This window comes from Enterobacter cloacae complex sp. IR5428 (assembly GCF_049238585.1).
GTDB lineage: Bacteria > Pseudomonadota > Gammaproteobacteria > Enterobacterales > Enterobacteriaceae > Enterobacter > Enterobacter intestinihominis.
The window spans coordinates 365,584-390,223 of the sequence record NZ_JBMKHV010000003.1 but is presented as its reverse complement, the minus strand read 5'-3'; the positions used below and the strand labels follow the sequence as shown (position 1 = coordinate 390,223).

Below are 24,640 nucleotides of genomic sequence, written 5' to 3'. Positions count from 1 at the left end.
AATGGCGAAGAAACGGTCTAAATAGGCTGATTCAAGGCATTTACGGGAGAAAAAATCGGCTCAAACATGAAGAAATGAAATGACTGAGTCAGCCGAGAAGAATTTCCCCGCTTATTCGCACCTTCCCTAAGTGATGTGGGCGGTTGTAGTGAACTTATTGATGAACATAATCCTAATGGTATTTTGTATCAAAATACGCCTGAATCATTAACCGCTGCTCTCAAGACCTTAATCAGGGATTATAGAATGTATGAAAATTATGCTGAAGAGAAAAAAGACCGCTACAGTTTACTTAGTAAATATGATGATTACGTTTATCTAATTAATGGCAATTAAAAGACTTATTAATTGTTTACTCTATTTTTAACTGAGGGCATATGCAAATATTAGTTACTGGTGGTGCAGGTTATATTGGTTCTCATACTGTACTCGAATTGCTGATGCGTGGTGTTGAGGTTGTTGTTATTGATAATTTTGTCAACTCTTCTCAAGTGTCACTGGAAAGGATTACAGAATTATGCGGGAAATCACCTGTGCTTTATAAAGGCGATGTCAGGGATAAAAAACTTTTACAAAGAGTTTTTACAGAGCAGAATATTAATTCAATTATTCACTTTGCAGGCTTGAAATCTGTATCAGAATCCATTCAAAAACCATTGGAGTATTATGAAAACAATATTGTTGCAACAATATCCTTGGTTGATGAAGCAATAAGACATGGAGTTAATAATTTTATTTTTAGTTCATCCGCTACAGTTTACGGCGATCCTGAAACTATACCTGTCTGCGAGTCCAATAGAATAGGTGGGACAACTAATCCATATGGCACATCGAAACTTTTCGCCGAGAAAATCTTGCAAGATTATGCTAAAAGTAATAAAAAGTTTAACGTAACTGTTTTAAGATACTTTAATCCCGTAGGCGCGCATTTCAGTGGGAGAATAGGTGAAGATCCAAATGGGATTCCAAATAATCTTGTCCCTTATGTTTCCCAAGTCGCAGTTGGAAAACATGAAATTGTTTCTATATATGGCAGTGATTATCCTACTAAAGATGGAACAGGTGTCAGAGATTATATTCATGTCACTGATCTCGCAAAAGGGCATTTAGCTGCTTTAGATTACATTGGTAAATATGGTAATTACAATGTTTATAATTTAGGGACAGGGCAAGGTCATTCTGTACTTGACGTTATTAGTACTTTTCAAAAGATATCTGGGATAGCTATTAATTATAAGTTTTCTCCGCGTAGAAGTGGTGATATCGCTGAATGCTGGTCCGATCCATCTTTAGCTCAAAAGGAACTCCACTGGCGCGCAGAACTTACTCTTGAGGATATGCTTCGTGACGCTTGGAATTGGCAAGTTGCAAACCCTGATGGCTATAAAAAATAATTGAAAATTTTTAAATAGAATAAATATTTAATTATATAATTAGCCTTTTTGTATTTAATAATGCAGTTATGCTACCCAACAGTCTTTTGCTGAGTTAACATCTCAACCACATTTCAAGCCGCGCAACAGTCGCGGTGACCACACCTGACAGGAGTATGTAATGTCCAAGCAACAGATCGGCGTTGTCGGTATGGCAGTGATGGGGCGCAACCTGGCGCTCAATATCGAAAGCCGTGGTTATACCGTCTCCGTTTTCAACCGCTCCCGTGATAAGACCGAAGAAGTCATCGCTGAGAATCCAGGCAAGAAACTGGTTCCTTTCTATACGGTTAAAGAGTTCGTTGAGTCTCTGGAAACACCTCGTCGTATCCTGTTAATGGTGAAAGCGGGCGCAGGTACCGATGCAGCTATCGATTCACTGAAACCGTATCTGGATAAAGGCGACATCATTATCGATGGCGGCAACACCTTCTTCCAGGACACCATTCGTCGTAACCGTGAACTGTCTGCTGAAGGCTTCAATTTCATCGGTACCGGCGTATCCGGCGGTGAAGAGGGCGCTCTGAAAGGTCCATCCATCATGCCTGGCGGTCAGAAAGAAGCGTACGAACTGGTTGCGCCAATCCTGACTAAAATCGCAGCCGTAGCTGAAGACGGCGAGCCGTGCGTGACCTATATCGGTCCTGATGGCGCTGGTCATTACGTGAAAATGGTTCACAACGGCATTGAATATGGCGATATGCAGCTGATTGCTGAAGCCTACTCTCTGCTGAAGGGTGGCCTGAACCTCTCCAACGAGGAGCTCGCAGAGACCTTCACCGAGTGGAACAAAGGCGAGCTGAACAGCTACCTGATCGACATCACCAAAGATATCTTCACCAAGAAAGATGAAGAGGGTAAATACCTGGTTGATGTGATTCTGGATGAAGCTGCGAATAAAGGTACCGGTAAATGGACCAGCCAGAGCTCTCTGGATCTGGGTGAGCCGTTGTCCCTGATCACCGAATCCGTATTTGCACGTTATATCTCTTCTCTGAAAGAACAGCGCGTTGCAGCATCTAAAGTGCTGTCTGGCCCGCAGGCTAAACCCGCTGGTGATAAAGCGGAGTTCGTTGAGAAAGTCCGTCGCGCGCTGTATCTGGGTAAAATCGTCTCTTACGCGCAGGGCTTCTCTCAGCTGCGCGCGGCGTCAGACGAGAACAACTGGGACCTGAACTATGGCGAGATTGCGAAGATTTTCCGTGCCGGCTGCATCATTCGCGCTCAGTTCCTGCAAAAAATCACCGATGCCTATGCTGAAAATGCGGGTATCGCCAACCTTCTGCTGGCGCCTTACTTCAAACAAATTGCTGACGAATATCAGCAGGCGCTGCGTGATGTTGTTGCGTACGCGGTGCAGAATGGTATCCCGGTTCCGACCTTCTCCGCTGCGGTGGCATACTATGACAGCTATCGTGCTGCCGTTCTGCCTGCGAACCTGATTCAGGCACAGCGTGACTACTTCGGTGCGCATACTTATAAGCGTACCGATAAAGAAGGTGTGTTCCACACCGAATGGCTGGATTAATATACGGTTAGCCATGCCATCAAGCCCGGTAGAGATACCGGGCTTTTTTATCTTGCCCGATCCACCTACTGTTTAATGGAATAGATTGCGTGAAAATTCTAGTTACTGGCGGTGCCGGTTTTATCGGTTCCGCGGTTATCCGACATATTATTAGCAATACTCGGGATAGCGTTGTTAACGTTGATAAATTGACCTATGCCGGTAATCTGGAATCCTTGCGTGAAGTAAGCGATAGCGAGCGCTATGTTTTTGAGCATGCCGATATATGTGATAAAGAGGCAATGGCGCGTATTTTTGCTACCCATCAGCCTGATGCGGTAATGCATCTGGCTGCCGAGAGCCATGTTGATCGTTCTATTACCGGTCCCGCTGCGTTTATTGAAACCAATATTGTTGGCACGTATATTCTGTTAGAAACAAGTCGTGCTTACTGGTCTTCTCTGGACGAAGCAGCAAAATCCGCATTCCGTTTCCATCACATTTCAACTGATGAGGTTTACGGCGATCTGCCTCATCCCGATGAACATTATGACTCCACCCCGTTACCGCTGTTTACTGAGAAAACAGCGTACCAGCCAAGCAGCCCTTACTCAGCGTCAAAAGCGTCCAGCGATCATTTAGTTCGAGCCTGGATACGCACCTATGGTTTACCTGGGATTGTGACAAATTGTTCGAATAATTATGGCCCATACCACTTTCCTGAAAAGCTGATCCCTCTTGTTATCCTTAATGCGCTGGATAATAAACCATTGCCGATCTACGGTAAGGGCGATCAAATTCGTGACTGGTTATACGTTGAAGACCATGCTCGTGCACTGTATACGGTTCTGACCACGGGTAAGCCGGGAGAAACCTATAATATTGGCGGCCATAACGAGAAGAAAAATATTGAAGTCGTTCAGACAATTTGTGATCTGCTCGATGACATGGTACCGAAAGAAACATCCTATCGCGCACAAATTACTTATGTAGCGGATCGTCCTGGACACGACAGACGTTATGCAATTGATGCTCATAAAATTAGCGACGAGCTCGGATGGACTCCTGTGGAAACCTTTGAAAGCGGCATCCGTAAAACGGTTGAATGGTATTTAAATAACCAGGAGTGGGTAGTGAATGTGAAAAGTGGCGCCTATAAGAGCTGGATTGAGCAGAATTATGGGGAGCGTAAGTAAATGACGAAACGTAAAGGGATTATATTAGCTGGCGGATCGGGTACACGTCTTTATCCCGTGACAATGGCCGTAAGTAAGCAATTGTTGCCAATTTACGATAAGCCAATGATCTATTATCCGCTCTCTACGCTTATGCTGGCAGGTATACGGGATATTCTGATTATCAGCACGCCTCAGGACATTCCCCGTTTTGAACAACTTCTCGGAAACGGTAGCCAGTGGGGATTGCATATTCAGTACAAAGTGCAACCAAGTCCTGATGGACTGGCACAAGCTTTTATTCTGGGTGAAGAGTTTATCGGTGAGGATAATTGTGCGCTGGTATTAGGCGATAATATTTTCTACGGACACGATCTCCCCAGGCTGCTTGAAGGCGCAGCAAGCCAGCAAGAGGGGGCGACCGTATTCGCCTATCATGTCAGCGACCCGGAACGCTATGGCGTCGTTGAGTTTGATAAAGACGGCACCGCGATTGGTCTTGAAGAGAAGCCTCAGCAACCCAAGAGTAATTACGCAATAACCGGTCTTTATTTTTACGACAACGATGTGATTGAGATGGCCAAAAGTTTAACTCCGTCCGAGCGAGGTGAACTCGAAATTACCGACATCAACCGCATCTATATGCAGCAGGGACGATTGTCTGTCGCGATGATGAGACGCGGTTATGCCTGGCTGGATACCGGAACGCATCAGAGTATGATCGAAGCAAGCAATTTTATCGCCACAATTGAAGAGCGACAGGGGCTAAAAGTTTCATGTCCTGAAGAGATTGCGTTCCGACGAGGTTTTATTGATGCCGAACAACTTCGGGTACTCGCTGAACCATTGAAAAAGACAGGGTATGGTCAGTATCTGCTGAATCTGACCAAGGGATTAGTCTGATTTGACGAAGTAAGCAGTTTTCCTCTGCTTACTATCGACTGCCCTTTAACGTCTTATTGTCGCTGTAAAACAGGTACTTTGCTTAGTGTAACGACAGAACTTTTTGTTGAGCAAAAACATTTTTCAAAAAAACTGAAACCTTGACAGCGAATGAAGGTTAGCGATAAAAAACGCTTAGTTAATCATTGTGGTGACTGTGTTATGGTCATCAAAAACTCAAACGTGTAGAAGTTAAACAAATGAAAATAACCATCTCCGGAACAGGCTATGTTGGTCTCTCAAACGGTATTCTGATTGCACAAAACCATGAAGTGGTTGCGCTGGATATCGTGCAGGCAAAAGTGGACATGCTTAACCAGAAGAAGTCCCCGATCGTCGATAAAGAGATTGAAGAATACCTCGCGACCAAACCGCTGAACTTCCGCGCTACCACGGACAAAGAAGACGCTTACCGCGATGCGGATTTCGTCATCATCGCCACGCCAACCGACTATGATCCTAAAACTAACTACTTCAATACCTCAACCGTTGAAGCGGTGATCAAAGACGTTACGGCAATCAACCCGAACGCAGTGATGATCATCAAGTCGACAATTCCAGTGGGTTTCACAAAATCGATTAAAGAAGAGTTGGGTATTGATAATGTCTTCTTCTCGCCGGAATTTCTCCGCGAGGGCAGGGCGTTATACGATAACCTGCACCCATCCCGTATCGTGATTGGCGAGCGTTCCGAGCGTGCGGAGCGTTTTGCTGCGTTGCTTCAGGAAGGCGCAATCAAAAAAGATATTCCGGTCCTGTTTACCGATTCCACCGAGGCAGAGGCCATTAAGCTTTTCGCCAATACCTATCTGGCGATGCGTGTGGCTTACTTCAACGAACTTGACAGCTATGCCGAGAGCTTAGGTCTGAACACCCGTCAGATCATCGAGGGCGTGTGTCTTGACCCGCGTATCGGTAACCATTACAACAACCCGTCCTTCGGTTACGGTGGTTACTGTCTGCCAAAAGATACCAAGCAGCTGCTGGCTAACTATCAGGCGGTGCCGAACAACCTGATTTCCGCCATTGTGGATGCCAACCGCACGCGTAAAGACTTCATCTCGGATTCCATTCTCGCGCGTCAGCCGAAAGTGGTGGGCGTGTATCGCCTAATCATGAAGAGCGGTTCCGATAACTTCCGCGCTTCTTCCATTCAGGGGATCATGAAGCGTATTAAGGCGAAGGGCGTACAGGTCATTATTTATGAACCGGCCATGCAGGAAGACGAGTTCTTCCACTCTCGCGTCATTCGCGATCTGGATGCATTCAAAAAAGAAGCGGACGTAATTATCTCCAACCGTATGGCGGAAGAGCTGGCGGACGTGAAAGATAAAGTCTATACCCGCGATTTGTTCGGCAGCGACTGATTAAAATCGTGATATAAAAAACCCGACAATCTGCCGGGTTTTTTGTTTTTAAACGTTATAGAAGTTGCGGTACCAGTCGACGAAGTTTTTCACGCCTTCTTTGACTGAGGTTTGTGGTTTAAACCCAATAACGTCATACAGCGCTTTGGTATCCGCACTGGTCTCCAGCACGTCCCCCGGCTGGATCGGCATCATATTTTTCACCGCTTCTTTGCCCAGCGCCTCTTCAAGTGCGGTAATGTAATCCATCAGTTCGACAGGCGAACTGTTACCGATGTTATACACGCGATACGGGGCAGAACTGGTTGCTGGCGAACCGGTTTCGACTGTCCAGTCGGCATCGGCCTGAGGAATGACGGCCTGTAGGCGAATAATCGCCTCCGCAATATCATCGATATAGGTGAAGTCGCGCTTCATCTTGCCGTAGTTGTATACGTCGATGCTGTTGCCTTCAATCATGGCTTTGGTGAATTTGAACAGCGCCATGTCCGGTCGGCCCCATGGGCCATAGACGGTAAAAAAGCGCAGGCCAGTGGTCGGCAGGTTATACAGATGCGAATAGGTATGCGACATCAGCTCATTGGCTTTTTTGGTTGCCGCATACAGGGAAACCGGATGGTCTACGGAGTCGTCAGTAGAAAACGGCATCTTACGGTTGAGGCCGTAAACAGAACTGGATGACGCATACAGAAGATGCTGAACCTTATTGTGGCGACAGCCTTCCAGCACGTTCAGGTGACCTACCAGGTTTGCATCAGCGTAGGCATGCGGGTTTTCCAGTGAGTAACGGACACCCGCCTGTGCCGCAAGATGGATTACGCGGTCAAACTTCTCATCAGCGAAGAGGTTTGCCATGCCCTCGCGGTTCGCTAAGTCCAGCTTGTGGAAGGTGAAACTCTCGGACTTGAGCAGTTCGAGGCGAGCGAGCTTGAGGCTAGGGTCATAGTAATCATTCAGATTATCAATCCCAACAACTTCATGCCCTGCATCAAGCAGGCGCTTGCTGACATGAGAACCGATAAAGCCCGCCGCGCCCGTAACCAGAAATTTCATAGCTTCCCTCATTTACAGTGTTCTTGTTGATGTCCCAGGACATCAGAATCCGACTATGATAGCGCGTCGCACTTCACTTACATAACCCATCTTTCCGATATAACTCATCGGATTCTTATAGAAAAATCGCCAGCAATAGATACACTAAGGAAACGAGATTATTTTTGCCCTTTTTAATCTGTTAGGGATAGTATGACGCAAAACAACAACAACCTGGTCACACGCAACAATGACCCGGAGCAAATTGATTTACTTGATTTATTGCTACAGCTGTGGCGTGGGAAGTGGGTGATTGGGGCATTCGTTGCTGCTTTCATTGTTCTCGCCTTTGTTTACATCACTGTTGCTAAAGAGAAATGGACATCCTCTGCCATCATAGCTCAACCTGATGCGGCACAAATCGCCACTTATTCCAATGCGTTGAATATCCTCTATGGTGGGGCAGCCCCTTCAACATTGGATATCCAAAATCGTGCTATTGGTCGTTTTAATTCTTCTTTTTCAGCATTAGCGCAAGCGTTGGAGAACCAGGAATTTCCCGAGAAATTGACCATTGAGCCTACTGTAAAGGGACAGAGTGTACCTTTAACGGTCAGTTATCAGAGCGATTCTGCTGAAGCAGCGCAAAAGCAGTTGGCCCAATACATCCAACAGGTCGACGAACAAACGGCAAAAGAATTGACGCTTGACCTCAGAGACAACCTCAAGCAACAGATCACAACCCTGAACGACTCCCTTCAAAATCAGGAAAAAGTGGCACAGGAGCAAAAAGATCTGCGTATCAAGCAGATTTCTGAGGCGCTTAAGAACGCGGAAGCCGCGAAGATCAATACACCGCAGCTTCAGCAAACGCAGGATGTCACTCAGGAAACCATGTTCCTGCTTGGTACTGTAGCGCTCAAATCAATGGTTGATAACGAGGCGTCCCGTCCGCTGGTCTTCCCTGGCTCTTACTATCAGACCAAAAAGAACTTACTGGATATTGAAAACCTCAATGTTAACCCAGACACAGTACACGTGTATCGTTACGTGATGAAACCAGATCTGCCAATCAAGCGTGACAGCCCTAAAAAGGCCATCACCCTCATCCTTGCCGTTCTCCTCGGCGGGATCATCGGTTCTGCTGTCGTCCTTGGCCGTAATGCGCTGAGAAACTACAAACCAAGAGCCTGATTTACACACAAAAAAAGACCGGGTCTACCCGGTCTTTTTTTATTTATGCCGTTTCCGCAAATTCTCTATCACCGCCGTTAAATCCAGCTCCTGATCCTGAAGCAGCACCAGCAGGTGATACATCAAATCCGACGCTTCGTTCGTCAGCTCCTCCCGATCATGCACGGTAGCCGCCAGCGCCGTTTCAACGCCTTCTTCACCCACTTTCTGCGCAATACGCTTGGTGCCGCTGGCGTACAGCTTCGCCGTGTACGAGCTCTCGGGATCCGCTGATTTACGCTCTGCCAGCAGCTGTTCCAGCTGATAGAGGAACAGCCACTGATGGCTCGCCTCGCCGAAGCAGCTACTGGTGCCTTTGTGGCAGGTCGGCCCAATCGGGTTGACCAGCACCAGCAGGGTGTCGTTGTCGCAGTCAGGCGTAATGCTGACCACATTCAGGAAGTGACACGAGGTTTCCCCTTTCGTCCACAGACGCTGCTTGGTGCGCGAGAAAAACGTCACCTTGCCGCTGTCGAGCGTTTTTGCCAGTGCCTCCTGGTTCATGTATCCCAGCATCAGCACATCGCCTGAAACGGCATGCTGTACAACCACCGGCAGTAATCCGTCAGTTTTTTCCCAGTCCAGCTGCGCCTGTTGTTGCTCTGTTAACATACCCTGATCTCCACGCCCTGGTCGGCCAGGTACGTTTTTAACTCACCAATATTGATAATCTGTTTGTGAAAGACGGAAGCGGCCAGCGCGCCGTCCACGTTCGCATCGCGGAAGGCTTCAAGAAAGTGTTCCATGGTGCCCGCGCCGCCGGAGGCAATCAGCGGAACCTGGCACACCGCGCGCACTTTTTTCAGCTGCTCGAGGTCGTAACCGTTACGAACGCCGTCCTGGTTCATCATGTTCAGAACGATTTCACCCGCACCGCGTTTTTGCACTTCCTGCACCCAGTCCAGCGTCTCCCATTGGGTGACGCGCGTGCGGCTTTCGTCGCCGGTGTACTGGTTAACGTGATATTTGCCCGTTGCGGCATCAAACCAGGTGTCGATCCCCACGACAATGCACTGCACGCCAAAGCGATCCGCCAGACGCGTAATCAGCTCCGGGTCGGCCAGGGCAGGGGAGTTAATGGAAATTTTATCCGCTCCGAAAGAGAGAATTTTCGCCGCATCGTCAGCAGATTTAATCCCGCCCGCCACGCAGAAGGGTATATCAATCACTTCCGCCACGCGCGCCACCCAGCTTTTGTCCACCACGCGGCCATCGCTGGAGGCGGTGATATCGTAAAATACCAGTTCGTCTGCGCCTTCTTCGGCATAGCGTTTTGCCAGCGGAACGATGTCACCAATGATCTCATGGTTGCGGAACTGCACGCCTTTTACAACCTGACCATCACGCACGTCCAGGCAGGGAATTATCCGTTTTGCCAGCATTGAATCGCCTCCTTCACCGTAAATTTGCCTTCCAGCAGCGCGCGACCCACGATCACGCCGCGTACACCGGTTCCGCGCAGAGCGGCGATATCCGCCAGGTCGCCGATACCGCCAGAGGACTGAAACGCCACCTGCGGATAACGTGCGCAAACCTCTTCATACAGCGAGACGTTAGATCCTGCGAGCGTACCATCGCGTGAAATATCCGTGCACAGCACATGCTTCAGCCCTACCGGGAGATACATCCCGACCAGCTCTTCCAGCGTTACGCCGGAGTTTTCCTGCCAGCCGCTGACCGCGACCTGCTTATTACCCTGCTCGTCAATGCGCACATCCAGCGCCAGCACCAGCGCATCCGCGCCGAAGCGGCGGAACCAGCCCTTGACACTTTCAGGATCTTTCACAGCGGTCGAACCGACCACCACGCGCGCCACGCCCGCGTCCAGTAAGGCGGCAACATCGGCTTCCGTACGCACGCCGCCGCCCACCTGCACCGGGACGTCCACGCCAGCCACCAGTGTTTTAAGCAGCGGGATCTGGCGCTTCGCCGGATCTTTCGCGCCGGTCAGATCGACCAGATGCAGCACCTCAGCGCCCTCGGCGGCGTAAGCCTGTAACCGCGGCAGCGGGTCGTTGCCGTAGTCGCGCTGCTGCCCGTAATCGCCCTGGTGGAGACGAACAACCGTGCCGTCAATTAAATCTAAAGCGGGAATTATCATCACATCTCCAGGAAATTTTTCAGCAGTTGCGCACCGGCGGCACCGGAGCGTTCCGGGTGAAACTGCACGCCGTAAAAGTTATCTTTCTGCACGGCGGCGGTGAACGCCTCGCCGTAATTGCACTGGGCGATGGTGTAGGTATTCACGGGCATGGCGTAGCTGTGGACGAAGTAGAAGTACGCGCCGTCTTCGATTCCCTGGAACAGCCTGTTGCCCGCTTTCGGATAAACGCGATTCCAGCCCATGTGCGGCAGCGGCAGGCCGTGGTCGGTCATTTTCGGCACGTCTTCTTCAATAATGCCCAGCAGATCAACGCCATTGCTCTCTTCGCTTCGGCGGCCAAGCAGCTGCATGCCGAGGCAAATGCCCAGCACCGGTTGAGTACAGGCTTTGATGAGATCCACCAGCTCGCGCTCGTGGATCTGATCCATCGCCGCCTGGGCGGTGCCTACACCCGGCAGAAAGAGTTTATCCGCGCGCAGCACCACGTCCGGGTCGCGGCTCACCACCGGCTCGTAGCCGTGGCGCATAATCGCCGACTGTACGGAGTTCAGGTTGGCGCATCCGGTGTCCAGAATCACCACGTTCATTACAGCACTCCTTTCGACGAGGGAAGGGCGTCACCTTCCACGCGGATCGCCTGGCGCAGGGTACGGCCAAAGGCTTTGAACAGGCTCTCGACGCGGTGGTGATCGTTTTTGCCTTTAGTTTTCAGGTGCAGCGTCAGGCCCATAGTGTAAGAAAGCGAGCGGAAGAAGTGCTCCACCATCTCGGTGCTGAGATCGCCCACGCGCTGGTAGGTGAAGTCGGCTTTATATTCCAGGTGCGGACGCCCGGAGATATCCATCGCGCAGCGCGCCAGGCACTCGTCCATCGGCAGAACAAAGCCGAAGCGGTTGATGCCGCGCTTGTCGCCGAGCGCCAGCTTCAGGGCTTCGCCCAACGCCAGGCCGGTATCTTCCACGGTGTGGTGATCGTCGATATACAGGTCGCCCTTAACGGCGATCTCCATGCGGAAGCCGCCGTGAGTGGCGATTTGATCCAGCATATGGTCGAAGAAACCGACGCCGGTGTGGATCTTGCTGCCGCCTTCACGATCGAGCCAGACCTTCACGTCGATCTGCGTCTCTTTGGTGTTGCGTTCTACGTGAGAATAGCGGTCGCGTCTGGTGAGCTGCTCGCTAATCATCGCCCAGTTTAGCGTGTCGCGGTTATAGCGCAGGCCTGCAATGCCCATATTTTCGGCCAGCGTGATGTCCGTGAGGCGATCGCCAATCACATAGCTGTTCGCTTTATCCAGCGCCTCTTCGGCCAGATAACGCTCAACAAGCTTCACTTTTGGCTTGCGGCAGTCGCACTCGTCGGCAGGCATGTGCGGGCAGATCAGCACCTCGTCGAAGGCGATGCCCTGCGAGGTCAGCACCTGCATCATCAGGTTGTGCGGGCCGTCAAAGTCCGCCTGCGGGAAGCTGTCTGTGCCCAGACCGTCCTGGTTGGTGATCATCACCAGCTTATAGCCTGCTTTCTGAAGCTTCAGTAGCACCGGGATCACGTCGGGTTCAAACGCCAGCTTGTCGAAACGATCGACCTGAAAATCGCTGGGTGGCTCCGAGATGATGGTGCCGTCACGATCGATAAAGAGATACTTCTGACTCATACTTTCTCCGCTTTCAGGGCGTCAATCACGCGCTGGCTCTCCGCGCGGGTGCCGACGGTAATACGCAGGCAGCCGCTCAGGGTAGGTTGTTTATTCTGGTCTCGTAAGATAATGCCCTGATCCCACAACGATTTAAATATCGCGCTTGAGGCGGTGAAGCGCACCAGGATGTAGTTGGTCTCCGAGTCGAACACCTGCTCCACGCACGGAATCGTTTTCAGGGCATCGACTAGATACTGACGCTCCTCCAGGATCTGCGCCACACGCTCGCGCATCGCGCTGATGCCCTGCGGGGCCAGCGCCTGTGCCGCAATATCGGCAACCGGCGTTGAGAGCGGATACGGGGCGATCACTTTCAGCAGCAGGTCGATAACCGCTTTATTTGCCAGCGTAAAACCGCAGCGAAGACCGGCGAGAGCGAACGCTTTGGACAGAGTGCGCAGCACAACGAGATGCGGATACTCTTCAAGCCAGCCTGCCAGTGTTGCCTGCGGGCAGAACTCAATGTAGGCTTCGTCGGCCACAACCAGCGCTTTGCCGCGCGTCATTTCCAGCAGGGAACGGATATCCTGCGGATTGATAATCTGCCCGGTCGGGTTGTTCGGGCTACAGACAAACACCACCTTCACCCCGTCGAGGTTATCGGCGATGCCCTGCAAATCCAGTTGCCAGTTGTCGAGCGCCTGCACGTTGCGGCAGGCCACGCCAAAGGTTTCGGCGCTGACGCTGTACATCCCGTAGGTGGGCTGGCAGTACATCACCGCGTCTTTGCCCGGCTCGCAGAAGGCGCGGATCAGCAGTTCAATCCCTTCATCCGCCCCGCGGCTGACCAGCACCTGCTCAGGCTTCACGCCTGCATACTGCGCATAGTTCTCGATCACCGCTTTCGGCTGACACTCCGGGTAGCGGTTCAGCGTCTGCTGCGAGAGCTCAAAGGCCACCGCCGTGGGGTATTCGTTGGCATTCAGCCAGACGTCGCCGTTCCCGCCGAGACGACGCGCAGACTGATAGGGCGTCAGGCGACGGACATTTTCGCGGGCTAATTCTTCGATGTTCATGCTTGCTCCTTCAGGGCGGCAACGCGCAGCGTCACGGCATTTTTGTGGGCAGTCAGGCGCTCGGCGGCGGCCAGGGTTTCAATGGTCGACGCCAGCGAGGCAAATCCCTCGCGAGAGAGTTCCTGCACGGTCATGCGCTTCTGGAAATCCGCCAGCCCCAGGCTGGAGCAGGTTGAGGTATAGCCATACGTGGGCAGCACGTGGTTGGTGCCGGAGGCGTAATCCCCGGCGGATTCCGGTGACCAGTCCCCGAGGAACACCGAGCCTGCGCTGGTTATGCTGTCGACCAGATCGCGCGCGTTGCGGGTCTGAATAATCAGGTGCTCAGGACCGTACTGGTTGGAGATGGCGATGCACTGGTCGATATCGCGAGCCACAATCAGTCGGCTGGCCGATAGCGCCTGACGCGCCGTTTCCGCACGCGGAAGGTCGGCAAGCTGGCGCTCAACGGCCTCGCCCACGCGTTTTGCCATGTCGGCATCTGGCGTCAGTAAAATCACCTGCGAGTCAGGGCCGTGCTCGGCCTGCGAGAGCAGGTCAGAGGCCACGAAATCCGGTGTAGCGCCGCTGTCGGCAATCACCAGCACTTCAGACGGACCGGCAGGCATATCAATCGCCGCGCCGTCCAGACGCTGACTGACCTGGCGCTTCGCTTCGGTAACGTATGCGTTGCCCGGGCCAAAGATTTTGTCGACTTTGGGAACAGACTCCGTCCCGAACGCCAGGGCGGAAATCGCCTGCGCGCCGCCCACTTTATAGATCGCCTTTACGCCGCACAGCTTCGCCGCATACAGGATCTCATCGGCGATCGGTGGTGGAGAGCAGAGCACCACCTTCTGACAACCGGCAATACGTGCCGGAGTGGCCAGCATCAGGACGGTCGAAAACAGCGGGGCAGAGCCGCCAGGAATATAAAGGCCAACGGACGCCACCGGGCGCGTCACCTGCTGGCAGCGCACGCCGGGCAGGGTTTCCACATCCACCGCCTGCAATTTCTGCGCGGTGTGGAAGGTATCAATATTTTTCACTGCGACGGCCATCGCCTGTTTGATCTCATCCCCAAGGCGGCTTTCCGCCCCGGCGATCTCCTGCGCGGTGACCTGTAACGCGTCGACCTCAGTTTTATCAAACTTCGCGCTGTACTCGCGCAGCGCGTCGTCTCCGCGGGCTTTGACGTTATCGAGGATCTCCGCCACGGTGCGGGTGATGCTCTCTGAGGCTGAAATTGCCGGGCGCATCAGCAGCTCGCGCTGTTGCGCGTCGCTACAGGTATTCCAGTCGATGATTGTGTTAAAGCTCATGGTCGTTACTCCATCATCTTCTCAATTGGCAGCACCAGAATAGAACTCGCGCCCAGCGCTTTCAGCTTTTCCATCGTTTCCCAGAACAGGGTTTCGCTGCTGACCATGTGCATCGCCACGCGCTGCTGGTCGCCCGCCAGCGGCAGAATGGTTGGACGCTCAGCACCTGGCAGCAGGGCAATCACTTCGTCCAGGCGCTCGGTCGGCGCATGCATCATGATGTATTTGGATTCACGCGCCTGAATCACGCCCTGAATGCGGGTCAGCAGTTTGTCGATGAGCTGCTGTTTAGCCTCCGCCATCTCGCCGTCGCGCTGGATAAGGCACGCTTTTGAGCGGTAGATCACCTCCACTTCGCGCAGGCCGTTGGCTTCCAGCGTGGCGCCGGTGGAGACGAGGTCACAAATGGCATCGGCCAGGCCCGCGCGTGGCGCCACTTCAACAGAGCCATTCAGCAGACAAGATTTAAACTGCACGCCTTTTTGATCGAGGTAACGCTTCAGCAGGTGAGGGTAAGAGGTGGCGATACGTTTGCCGTTCAGCGCGGCCGGGCCCTCCCAGGCTTCATCAACCGGCGTGGCCAGCGACAGGCGGCAGCCGCCGAAGTCCAGACGACGCAGGGTAAAGTAGCGCGGATCTTCGCCCTGCGCGCGGCGGGTTAATAACTCTTCTTCCAGTACGTTTTCGCCGATGATGCCGAGGTCAACGACGCCATCCATGACCAGGCCCGGAATATCGTCATCACGTACGCGCAGAATGTCGATCGGCATATTTTCAGCCAGGGCGATCAGGCGCTGGGTGTGCAGGTTGATTTTAATCCCGCAGCGGGCCAGCAGTTCGCGTGAATCATCGCTTAAACGGCCTGATTTTTGAATAGCTATGCGTAAACGTGAGTTATCTAACATTCTGTGTTCCTCGTTAACCTGTTTTAATCTGTCTGAATGCGGTCCAAAAAAAAGCCCCCGGAAGAAGATCTTCCGGGGGCTTTTTCATGCGTTCATGCACCACTGGAAGATCCAAACGTCTTCCAGCACACATCGCCTGAAAGACTAGTCAGGATGATGGTGATGATGGTGGTTTTTAAAAGGAACGCGTGTCATATAAATTCTCGTTGAATGCTTATGCATTTGATGTCTTTTAACCTAAACCAGTTGTACGCCATAAAGCAAGGGCTTTTTTTGATCATTAATTCATTTCATATTGATGGTATGAATTGTGCGTTCCATAAGGCTGGCGTAGCCTTATAACAGGCGTCGTTAAGCGGAGAATGTCATGAAAAAGGTCGCGATTGTCGGATTAGGGTGGTTAGGAATGCCACTGGCGATGTCATTAGCCGCAAAAGGCTGGCAGGTGACAGGGAGTAAGACCACGCGGGACGGGGTTGAGGCGGCGCGCATGTGCGGCATTGATGGTGTCGAGCTGCGTCTCGAACCCGAGCTTATCTGCGATACCGACGAGCTGGATGAACTGATGAATGTGGACGCGCTGGTCATTACCTTACCAGCGCGGCGCAGCGGGCCGGGCGAGACGTTTTACCTGCAGGCGGTGCAGGAGATTGTCGACAGCGCCCTGGCGCACCATATTCCGCGTATCATTTTCACCAGCTCGACCTCCGTCTATGGCGATATCGACGGTACGGCGAAAGAAAACACCGAGCGCCGTCCGGTAACCGCCAGCGGACGGGTACTGAAAGAGCTGGAAGACTGGCTGCACAATCTGCCTGGCACGCAGGTGGATATTTTACGCCTCGCCGGGCTGGTGGGGCCGGGGCGTCATCCGGGACGCTTCTTTGCCGGTAAATCCGCGCCGGATGGTCAGCACGGCGTTAACCTTGTACACCTTGAAGATGTTATCGGTGCGATAGAGCTGCTTTTACAGGCTCCGAAAGGGGGGCACATCTATAATATATGTGCGCCTTCGCATCCGCCACGCAGCACCTTTTATCCGCTGATGGCGCGCCAGCTGGGTCTGGCGCCGCCGGTGTTCAGTGAGGCGCAGGGGGAGCGCAAAGGCAAAATTATTGATGGCAATCGTATTTGCCATGAACTGGGATTTGAATATCAGTATCCCGATCCGCTGGTTATGCCCATGGAATAATTGCGCCGGCGGAGGCCATCGCACACCGCAAGGGGGCGAAGATGAAACCGCTGCTGGATGTTCTTGTTATTCTGGATGCGCTGGAAAAAGAGGGGAGCTTTGCCGCCGCCTCGGCGAAGCTCTATAAAACCCCTTCGGCTCTGAGCTACACCGTGCAAAAGCTCGAGAGCGATCTTAATATTCAAATCCTTGACCGCACTGGCCATCGCGCGCGTTTCACCCGTACTGGGCAGATGCTGCTGGAAAAAGGGCGTGACGTGCTGCATACGGTTCGCGAGCTGGAAAAACAGGCCGTCAAACTTCATCAGGGCTGGGAAAATGAGCTGGTGATTGGGGTTGATGATACTTTCCCTTTTTCGCTGCTTACCCCGCTTATTGAGGCGTTCTATCAGCGCCATAGCGTCACGCGGCTGGTTTTTATCAACGGCGTGCTGGGCGGCTCGTGGGACGCCTTAACGCAGGGCAGGGCGGATATCATCGTTGGAGCGCTGCATGAGCCTCCTCAACTGAGTGAATTTGGTTTCGCCCGGCTGGGCGTTCTGGAGCAGATCTTTGCCGTTGCGCCTCACCACCCGCTGGCGAATGAACCGGAGCCTGTTTCAAGACGCGTCATTAAAAACCATCGCGCCATTGTGGTGGGAGACAACTCCCGCCCCGAGTGCGGCATTTCATCGCAGCTTCTGGATGAGCAGGAGGCCATCACCGTTTTTGATTTTAAAACCAAGCTGGAACTGCAAATAAGCGGCCTGGGGTGCGGCTACCTTCCCCGTTATCTAGCACAGCGCTTTATTGAAAGCGGCGCGCTGGTGGAAAAACAGGTTTTAGCGCAGAGCAGTAACGAATCGGTATGGGTGGGCTGGAATGAACAGACCGCCGGGCTTGCCAGCGCCTGGTGGCGAGACGAAATTTTAGCAAATAGTGCTATCGCGACAGTTTACACTCAGGCAGATGATGGGAAATCAACCAGTTAGTAAAATTAATTTATGGGCAGGTTTCTCAATGTATTGCCTTTTGTATCTGGAATAGGGCAAAATGCCGCCGCTGCAAACAAATGAATAATCGACGATATAAAAGGCGTCGGTTATTTTTTTTTGCATGTACGAAACGAAACTAAAAACCAAGAGGCCGGGCTTCGTACCGGATAGATATTTACTAAAATCCGACAGTTGTTGTCGCTGAGGAAGAAAGAAATGGGGCAATTTTTCGCTTACGTGGCGGTTATCACCGTAAAGGAGAATAACTATGTCGCATAACGCAACTCCAAACACCTCTCGCGTGGAATTACGTAAAACGCTTACGTTGATTCCGGTTGTTATGATGGGCCTTGCCTATATGCAACCGATGACGCTGTTCGATACATTCGGTATCGTATCAGGCCTTACTGACGGTCACGTTGCAACGGCGTACGCCTTTGCGCTGGTCGCCATTCTCTTTACAGCGCTGAGCTACGGTAAACTGGTTCGCCGTTTCCCGTCCGCAGGCTCTGCGTACACCTATGCTCAGAAATCCATTAGCCCGGCTGTTGGCTTTATGGTGGGCTGGTCATCACTGCTGGACTACCTGTTCATGCCGATGATCAACATTCTGCTGGCAAAAATTTACTTCGAAGCGCTGGTACCTTCCGTACCGTCGTGGATCTTCGTTGTGGCGCTGGTGGCCTTTATGACCATCTCTAACCTGCGCAGCATCAAGACCGTGGCTAACTTCAACACCCTGATCGTGATCCTTCAGATGGGGATTGTTGCGGTTATCGTTGGGCTGATCATCTACGGCGTTTCCCACGGTGAGGGCGCTGGTACGCTGACCAGCACCCGTCCGTTCTGGTCTGAAGGTGCGCACGTTGTGCCGATGATCACCGGGGCGACTATCCTGTGCTTCTCGTTCCTGGGCTTCGACGGTATCTCTTCTCTGTCTGAAGAGACCAAAGATGCCGAGCGCGTGATCCCGAAAGCGATTTTCCTGACCGCGCTGATTGGCGGCTTGATCTTCATCGGTGCGTCTTATTTCTTACAGCTGTATTTCCCGGATATCTCTCGCTTTAAAGATCCGGATGCATCGCAGCCTGAAATCATGCTGTACGTGGCGGGTAAAACCTTCCAGTGGGGCGTGCTGATCTTCTCCAGCGTCACCGTACTGGCATCCGGTATGGCAGCGCACGCGGGCGTTTCTCGTCTGATGTACGTGATGGGCCGTGACGGTGTGTTCCCAACTCGCTTCTTTGGTTACGTGCATCCGAAATGGCGTACCCCGGCGTGGAACGTGCTGCTGGTGGGCGCGATTGCCCTGCTGGCGATCAAGTTCGACCTGGTAACGGCCACTGCACTGATTAACTTTGGTGCGCTGGTGGCGTTCACCTTCGTTAACCTCTCCGTGATTTCGCAGTTCTGGATCCGTGAGAAGCGCAACAAGACGCTGAAGGACCACATCAACTATCTGGTGCTGCCAGTGTGTGGTGCCCTGACGGTTGGCGCCCTGTGGATCAACCTGGAAGAGAGCTCAATGGTTCTGGGTCTGATCTGGGGTGCAATCGGTCTGATTTACCTGGCTTGCGTAACGAAGAGCTTCCGCAACCCGGTTCCTCAGTACGAAGACGTCGCGTAAGACTGTGTCGGGTGGCGGCTATGCTCAACCCGACCTACAGTTTTGTAGGCCGGGTAAGCGTTAGCGCCACCCGGCAAAAAAAAGCCGGAGACATCGCCTCCGGCTTTTTTGTACCCGCTACTCAGACAATCTCTTGCGCGTACTGGAACAGCGCTTTCAGCAGCGCCTGTTTCTCAGCATCCCCTTCATACTGGCCGTAAAGCATCTCCAGCTCCTGGGCATAGCTATTAAGAAACTCCGGTGTAAACACGTTGCGCCGATGCTGTAACCAGCGCTCCTGCTCTGCTTCATCCAGCGAGCCGGGATAGTTGCGCGCACGGTAGTTAAACATCAGCTTCTCAATACGCTTATCTGCGAAGGTGATATCCAGCGCAGGCAGGTTACGCGGGTCGGTTTGCAGCACGATGTTCATCGCCGCGCGATCGGCATCGCTGAAGAAGCCGTTATAAAGCTGCGCATCCACATTATCAGACGGCACGAACGGCTCTGCTTCGGCAAAAATGGCGACGACTTTCTCGCGCACCTGCGGGTTGTCGCGCAGCACTTTCAGGTTATCGAGGCAGTGCTGACGATTAATCCCCAGCCGGTCGGCGTCTTCCGGACGCAGCGTGTTGGCCTGCGCAAGCACCGGGCATTTATTGATGTGCACCAGTTTTACCGGTACGGCTGGCAGGTCACCCAGCGCCTCTTTCGGCGTATAAAGCCGTTCACGTAAGGTGTCGCTGTCGAGCTCAAGCAGCGGCGAGATATCCCCGGCAAGATCCACCATGATGACGGCGTTACGGTTGTCCGGATGCCAGGCAAGCGGCGCCACCCAGCTTGTGTTCCCGCGCCACGCACCGAACATCCCTGAAATATGCACCAGCGGTTTCATCTGCGGCACGTCAATCAGCGTCATCAGCTTTTGCTTGCTGCGATGGCTCAGCAGATACTCAAACAGGCGAGGCTGCGCGGTTTTTACGAGCTTCGCCATAGCGATGGTCGCGTAGACGTCTGCCATCGCGTCGTGGGCGTTGCTGTGCTCGATGCCGTTGGCCCGCGTCAGGTGCTCGAGCCTGAAGCTCGGCAAGCCGTCGTCGTTCTCCGGCCAGTTAATTCCCTCCGGGCGCAGCGCATAGCAGGCGCGCATAATATCCAGCAAATCCCAGCGCGAATTGCGGTTCTGCCAGCTCCAGGCATACGGATCGTAGAAGTTGCGGTAGAAGATATTGCGCGTCACTTCATCGTCAAAACGGATGTTGTTGTAACCCACCACGCAGGTATTGGGCACCGTGAACAGGTCGTGGATGCGACGGGCAAATTCTGCTTCGCTAACGCCTTTATCCCGCGCTTCCTGAGGCGTGATGCCCGTCACCATCACCGCGCCTGGCTGCGGCAGATAGTCATCGGCGGGCTTGCAGTAAAACACCTCGGGTTCGCCGATAACGTTAAATTCGTCATCGGTTCGGATAGCCGCAAACTGCGCCGGTCGGTCCAGCGCCGGATGGGTGCCAAAGGTTTCGTAATCGTGGAACAAAAAAGTCGGGCGCGCGGCAGAGTCAGACACCAGTAATCTCATCCTGTTAAAAATTGACGTCTCTATGGTAAACGATTGGGGTGAGCAGTCCGAATAAAAAGCACCTTCAGGCAAGAAATTTGCGAGATTTGTTCCGAAAAAATCTGCGTGCTGTCACATTTTTTTGCAATTAAGGCAGGTAACGACATCAGAACTCCCGTAAAAAGGTCATCGATTTTTACTGACCTGAGGATATACCGTTGAAACGCCGTCTGTTTATTGCTGTTTCTTTACTCGCTTCGAGTATTTCATCCGCGCTGGCTGCCGAGCCGCTGGATTTTTCACCTCAGCCGCCTGCCATCCAGGCAGGATCCTGGGTATTGATGGATTACACCACGGGTCAAATCTTAACGGCGGGCAACGAACATCAGCAGCGTAATCCGGCGAGCCTGACCAAACTGATGACGGGGTACGTTGTCGATCGTGCCATTGATAGCCACCGCATCAGCCCCGATGACATTGTGACGGTCGGACGTGACGCCTGGGCAAAAGGCAATCCGGTCTTTGACGGTTCGTCTCTGATGTTTCTGAAGCAGGGCGATCGGGTTTCTGTGCGCGATCTCAGCCGCGGCCTGATTGTTGATTCCGGCAATGACGCCTGCGTGGCGCTGGCAGATCACGTGGCGGGCGGTCAGCCGCAGTTCGTCAGGATGATGAATGACTACGTTGAAAAGCTGAATCTGCGCGATACCCACTTCGAAACCGTACACGGGCTGGATGCACCGGGTCAGCACAGCTCCGCTTACGATCTCGCCGTGCTTTCCCGGGCCATCATCCACGGCGAGCCTGAGTTCTACCACATGTACAGCGAGAAGAGTCTGACCTGGAACGGCATCACTCAGCAGAACCGCAACGGCCTGCTGTGGGATAAGACCATGAACGTGGATGGTCTGAAAACGGGACACACCTCGGGCGCGGGCTTTAACCTGATCGCCTCCGCAGTGGATGGTCAGCGTCGACTGATTGCGGTGGTGATGGGGGCAGACAGCCCGAAAGGACGTGAAGATCAGGCGCGCAAGCTGCTCCACTGGGGACAGCAAAATTTCGATACGGTGCAGATCCTGCATAACGGCAAAAAAGTGGGAACCGAACGCATCTGGTATGGCGATAAAGAGCAGATCGCGCTGGGCACGGATCAGGATTTCTGGCTGGCATTACCCAAAACAGAAGTGCCGAACATCAAGGCGAAATATGTAATGGATAAAAAAGAGCTGGAAGCGCCGATCGCCGCGCATCAGCGGGTAGGGGAGATCCAGCTGTACGATCGTGACAAGGTGGTAGCGCACTGGCCATTGGTTACGCTGGAGCGCGTTGAAAAGGGCGGCCTTTTCTCCCGCCTCGGCGATTATCTGCATCATAAACTCTAACCTTTTCGGGCAGACTGGCAGTGTTGCGAGTCTGCTCACATAATAAACACTCCTGGTTTGCCGATAATCTCGATTCTGCTTTATAGTGTATATATATACAGTAATAAACGGAGGCAGCATGGACTACAGCATCAGGCAGCAACAGAAACGTACGATCGCTGGCTTTCATCTCGTGGGGCCGTGGGAAAAGACGGTCAAGCAGGGATTTGAACAGCTGGTTATGTGGGTAGATGGACGACATATTCAGCCGCAGGAGTGGGTGGCCGTTTATTATGACAATCCGGATGACGTGCCGGCAGAAAAGCTTCGCTGCGTTACCGCCGTAACGGTAGCGGACGATTTCACTATCCCTGATAACAGCGAAGGGGTAATGCTGACCGAAATTGCTGCCGGAGAGTATGCTATTGCCGCCGCGCGCGTCGAAAATCATGATTTCGCTACCCCGTGGTATCAGTTCTTCAACTCCCTGCTGGAAGACAGCAAATTCCAGATTGCGCCAAAACCCTGCTTCGAACGCTATCTGAACGATGGCAATGCTGACGGCTACTGGGATATTGAGATGTTTGTACCGGTAGAGCACAAAGTGGGATAATCCTGCGAAACGCAGGGTTTTTCAGCCGGGCGCGATCCACCCGGCTGAAAACACAGTACAATTGTGGTTTGCCGTAGAGCTGGAGACGGGTGTGCGCCCCGACAAGTCATTAACCCCTTTTGAAATTCGGTTATACAAACATTATCGCGTGGTGCACGGTTGCCGCATTGCGCTGGCGTTTGTGCTGACCTTCGTACTGGTTCGTTTGCTGGATATCCCGGAAGGAACGTGGCCGCTGATCACGCTGGTGGTGGTGATGGGGCCGATCTCATTCTGGGGGAACGTGGTCCCTCGCGCTTTCGAACGCATAGGCGGTACCGTTTTAGGCTCGGCGCTTGGGCTTATCGCCCTGAAGCTGGAGCTAATTTCATTTCCGTTCATGTTGCTGTGGTGCGCGGTGGCGATGTTTCTTTGCGGATGGCTGGCCCTCGGCAAGAAACCGTATCAGGCGCTGCTGATTGGCATTACGCTCGCCGTTGTGGTCGGCGCACCGGCGGGCGATATGACCACCGCATTGTGGCGAAGCGGGGACGTGATCCTCGGCTCGTTGCTCGCCATGCTGTTTACCGGCATCTGGCCGCAGCGCGCCTTCCTGCACTGGCGCATTCAGATGGCAAACTACGTCACGGCATTTAACCGGGTTTACCAGGCCGGGTTTTCGCCGAATCTGATTGAGCGTCCGCGGCTGGAAAAGCACCTGCAAAAAATCCTTAATGATGTGGTCAAAATGCGCGGGTTAATTACCCCGGCAAGCAAAGAGACGCATATCCAGAAAGCCATTTTTGAAGCCATTCAAACGGTCAGCCGTAATCTGGTCTGTATGCTTGAACTGCAAATCAATGCCCACTGGGCCTCACGCCCCAGCCATCTTCTGATGCTCAACGCGCATACGCTGAAAGAGACGCAGCAGATGACTCAACAGACCCTGCTAACCATCGCTCATGCACTTTACGAAGGTAACCCACAGCCGATACGGGCGAACAGCGAGCGGCTGAATGACATCGTCATCGAGCTCAAACAGCTGATGAATGAGCGTCAGGGCGACAATGTGTCTGAAACGCCCATCCACGGCTATGTCTGGCTGAGTATGGAGCTGGCGCGACAGCTGGAGTTGTTATCGCAGCTGATTTGCCGGGCACTGCGCAAATAAAAAGCGTATGTGATGCCTGCTGCTTCGATTCAGCAACAATTAGGGTTATGATGGTTTTAAACGATATACTCATTGTCATTCGCAGCCGCTGTCTGTTAAAACGGTTGCTTTAACGAATCCGAATCTCACATTATCAGGGGTGTAAAAATGGAAACTACCAAGCCTTCGTTCCAGGATGTTCTGGAGTTCGTCCGCCTGTTCCGCCGCAAAAACAAGCTACAGCGCGAAATCCAGGACGTAGAGAAGAAGATCCGTGACAACCAGAAACGTGTCCTGCTGCTGGACAACCTGAGCGACTACATCAAGCCAGGTATGAGCGTTGAAGCCATTCAGGGCATCATCGCCAGCATGAAGAGCGATTATGAAGATCGCGTTGATGACTACATCATCAAAAACGCTGAGCTGTCCAAAGAGCGTCGCGACATTTCCAAAAAGCTGAAAGTGATGGGCGAAATCAAAAACGTCGACGCTA

At 52.7% G+C, this 24,640-nt stretch carries 25 protein-coding genes and 1 other annotated feature; of the genes, 14 read left to right on the top strand and 11 right to left on the bottom strand.

The window, feature by feature from the left end; genetic code table 11:
* Positions 1–377 precede the first annotated feature (377 nt).
* From galE to ugd, 5 genes are all read left to right on the top strand, one after another.
* Entirely contained in the window at positions 378–1,394 is a 1,017-nt protein-coding gene (gene galE / locus ACOTXC_RS06555) for a UDP-glucose 4-epimerase GalE (RefSeq protein ID WP_421767510.1), read from the top strand.
* Between the two features lie 160 nt (positions 1,395–1,554).
* Entirely contained in the window at positions 1,555–2,961 is a 1,407-nt protein-coding gene (gndA, locus tag ACOTXC_RS06550; protein WP_023303973.1) for an NADP-dependent phosphogluconate dehydrogenase, read from the top strand.
* An 89-nt stretch (positions 2,962–3,050) separates the two neighbouring features.
* Entirely contained in the window at positions 3,051–4,136 is a 1,086-nt protein-coding gene (gene rfbB / locus ACOTXC_RS06545; RefSeq protein ID WP_058677956.1) for a dTDP-glucose 4,6-dehydratase, read from the top strand.
* Positions 4,137–5,018, top strand: a complete 882-nt coding sequence (gene rfbA / locus ACOTXC_RS06540; protein WP_058677955.1) for a glucose-1-phosphate thymidylyltransferase RfbA — start codon at positions 4,137–4,139, stop codon at positions 5,016–5,018. It abuts the gene before it with no gap.
* A 239-nt stretch (positions 5,019–5,257) separates the two neighbouring features.
* Positions 5,258–6,424 carry a UDP-glucose 6-dehydrogenase gene (ugd, locus tag ACOTXC_RS06535; protein ID WP_003859477.1) on the top strand — a complete coding sequence of 389 codons (1,167 nt, stop codon included), beginning with the start codon at positions 5,258–5,260 and terminating at the stop codon, positions 6,422–6,424.
* Between the two features lie 48 nt (positions 6,425–6,472).
* On the opposite strand, the gene ACOTXC_RS06530 is transcribed toward ugd, so the two are convergent.
* Positions 6,473–7,477 (bottom strand): NAD-dependent epimerase, encoded by a 1,005-nt coding sequence (locus ACOTXC_RS06530; RefSeq protein ID WP_421767509.1) that lies wholly within the window; start codon positions 7,475–7,477, stop codon positions 6,473–6,475.
* 192 nt (positions 7,478–7,669) lie between these two features.
* Between ACOTXC_RS06530 and wzzB the strand changes: the two genes are divergently transcribed.
* Positions 7,670–8,650, top strand: a complete 981-nt coding sequence (gene wzzB, locus ACOTXC_RS06525; RefSeq protein ID WP_126490542.1) for an LPS O-antigen chain length determinant protein WzzB — start codon at positions 7,670–7,672, stop codon at positions 8,648–8,650.
* 39 nt (positions 8,651–8,689) lie between these two features.
* Here the strand turns inward: wzzB and hisIE are convergent, their stop codons facing one another.
* The 9 genes from hisIE to hisL form a co-directional block, all read right to left on the bottom strand.
* Positions 8,690–9,301: a bifunctional phosphoribosyl-AMP cyclohydrolase/phosphoribosyl-ATP diphosphatase HisIE gene (hisIE, locus tag ACOTXC_RS06520; RefSeq protein ID WP_421767508.1), complete on the bottom strand. Its 612-nt coding sequence runs from the start codon at positions 9,299–9,301 to the stop codon at positions 8,690–8,692.
* A complete protein-coding gene (hisF, locus tag ACOTXC_RS06515) occupies positions 9,295–10,071 on the bottom strand; it encodes an imidazole glycerol phosphate synthase subunit HisF (protein ID WP_017383296.1) in 777 nt (258 codons plus the stop codon). The genes hisIE and hisF overlap by 7 nt, the downstream gene beginning before the upstream one ends.
* A complete protein-coding gene (gene hisA / locus ACOTXC_RS06510; RefSeq protein ID WP_023306557.1) occupies positions 10,053–10,790 on the bottom strand; it encodes a 1-(5-phosphoribosyl)-5-[(5-phosphoribosylamino)methylideneamino]imidazole-4-carboxamide isomerase in 738 nt (245 codons plus the stop codon). Before hisA ends, hisF begins: the two co-directional genes overlap by 19 nt.
* A complete protein-coding gene (hisH, locus tag ACOTXC_RS06505; RefSeq protein WP_003859485.1) occupies positions 10,790–11,380 on the bottom strand; it encodes an imidazole glycerol phosphate synthase subunit HisH in 591 nt (196 codons plus the stop codon). The genes hisA and hisH overlap by 1 nt, the downstream gene beginning before the upstream one ends.
* Positions 11,380–12,447, bottom strand: a complete 1,068-nt coding sequence (hisB, locus tag ACOTXC_RS06500) for a bifunctional histidinol-phosphatase/imidazoleglycerol-phosphate dehydratase HisB (RefSeq protein WP_038416352.1) — start codon at positions 12,445–12,447, stop codon at positions 11,380–11,382. The genes hisH and hisB overlap by 1 nt, the downstream gene beginning before the upstream one ends.
* Positions 12,444–13,505: a histidinol-phosphate transaminase gene (hisC, locus tag ACOTXC_RS06495; RefSeq protein ID WP_022648605.1), complete on the bottom strand. Its 1,062-nt coding sequence runs from the start codon at positions 13,503–13,505 to the stop codon at positions 12,444–12,446. The genes hisB and hisC overlap by 4 nt, the downstream gene beginning before the upstream one ends.
* Positions 13,502–14,806, bottom strand: a complete 1,305-nt coding sequence (hisD, locus tag ACOTXC_RS06490; RefSeq protein WP_108367123.1) for a histidinol dehydrogenase — start codon at positions 14,804–14,806, stop codon at positions 13,502–13,504. The genes hisC and hisD overlap by 4 nt, the downstream gene beginning before the upstream one ends.
* A gap of 5 nt (positions 14,807–14,811) precedes the next feature.
* Positions 14,812–15,711 carry an ATP phosphoribosyltransferase gene (gene hisG / locus ACOTXC_RS06485; protein WP_421767507.1) on the bottom strand — a complete coding sequence of 300 codons (900 nt, stop codon included), beginning with the start codon at positions 15,709–15,711 and terminating at the stop codon, positions 14,812–14,814.
* Positions 15,712–15,756: 45 nt separating this feature from the next.
* Positions 15,757–15,880 (bottom strand) — a sequence feature (His leader region).
* Positions 15,856–15,906 (bottom strand): his operon leader peptide, encoded by a 51-nt coding sequence (hisL, locus tag ACOTXC_RS06480; RefSeq protein WP_099516347.1) that lies wholly within the window; start codon positions 15,904–15,906, stop codon positions 15,856–15,858. It overlaps the preceding feature by 25 nt.
* 172 nt (positions 15,907–16,078) lie before the next feature.
* Between hisL and ACOTXC_RS06475 the strand changes: the two genes are divergently transcribed.
* The 4 genes from ACOTXC_RS06475 (at position 16,079) to ACOTXC_RS06460 (ending at position 19,504) form a co-directional block, all read left to right on the top strand.
* Positions 16,079–16,903: an SDR family oxidoreductase gene (locus tag ACOTXC_RS06475; RefSeq protein ID WP_006811206.1), complete on the top strand. Its 825-nt coding sequence runs from the start codon at positions 16,079–16,081 to the stop codon at positions 16,901–16,903.
* 41 nt (positions 16,904–16,944) lie between these two features.
* A complete protein-coding gene (locus ACOTXC_RS06470) occupies positions 16,945–17,874 on the top strand; it encodes a LysR substrate-binding domain-containing protein (protein WP_171932227.1) in 930 nt (309 codons plus the stop codon).
* A 219-nt stretch (positions 17,875–18,093) separates the two neighbouring features.
* Positions 18,094–18,156 (top strand): membrane protein YoeI, encoded by a 63-nt coding sequence (yoeI, locus tag ACOTXC_RS06465; protein WP_099458931.1) that lies wholly within the window; start codon positions 18,094–18,096, stop codon positions 18,154–18,156.
* Positions 18,146–19,504, top strand: a complete 1,359-nt coding sequence (locus tag ACOTXC_RS06460; RefSeq protein WP_022648602.1) for an APC family permease — start codon at positions 18,146–18,148, stop codon at positions 19,502–19,504. Before yoeI ends, ACOTXC_RS06460 begins: the two co-directional genes overlap by 11 nt.
* A gap of 121 nt (positions 19,505–19,625) precedes the next feature.
* On the opposite strand, the gene sbcB is transcribed toward ACOTXC_RS06460, so the two are convergent.
* The gene (gene sbcB, locus ACOTXC_RS06455) at positions 19,626–21,062 is read right to left on the bottom strand and encodes an exodeoxyribonuclease I (RefSeq protein ID WP_394326213.1); all 1,437 of its coding nucleotides are present in this window, start codon (positions 21,060–21,062) and stop codon (positions 19,626–19,628) included.
* A gap of 191 nt (positions 21,063–21,253) precedes the next feature.
* Between sbcB and dacD the strand changes: the two genes are divergently transcribed.
* From dacD to ACOTXC_RS06435, 4 genes are all read left to right on the top strand, one after another.
* Entirely contained in the window at positions 21,254–22,426 is a 1,173-nt protein-coding gene (gene dacD, locus ACOTXC_RS06450; protein ID WP_139153368.1) for a serine-type D-Ala-D-Ala carboxypeptidase DacD, read from the top strand.
* A 118-nt stretch (positions 22,427–22,544) separates the two neighbouring features.
* Positions 22,545–23,018 carry a DNA gyrase inhibitor SbmC gene (sbmC, locus tag ACOTXC_RS06445; protein WP_022648599.1) on the top strand — a complete coding sequence of 158 codons (474 nt, stop codon included), beginning with the start codon at positions 22,545–22,547 and terminating at the stop codon, positions 23,016–23,018.
* 91 nt (positions 23,019–23,109) lie between these two features.
* Complete coding sequence (locus tag ACOTXC_RS06440; RefSeq protein ID WP_022648598.1) at positions 23,110–24,168, top strand: FUSC family protein; 1,059 nt, start codon at positions 23,110–23,112, stop codon at positions 24,166–24,168.
* A 147-nt stretch (positions 24,169–24,315) separates the two neighbouring features.
* Positions 24,316–24,640, top strand: a 325-nt coding sequence (locus ACOTXC_RS06435) for a DUF496 family protein (RefSeq protein WP_421767506.1), incomplete at its 3' end; no start/stop codon positions are given.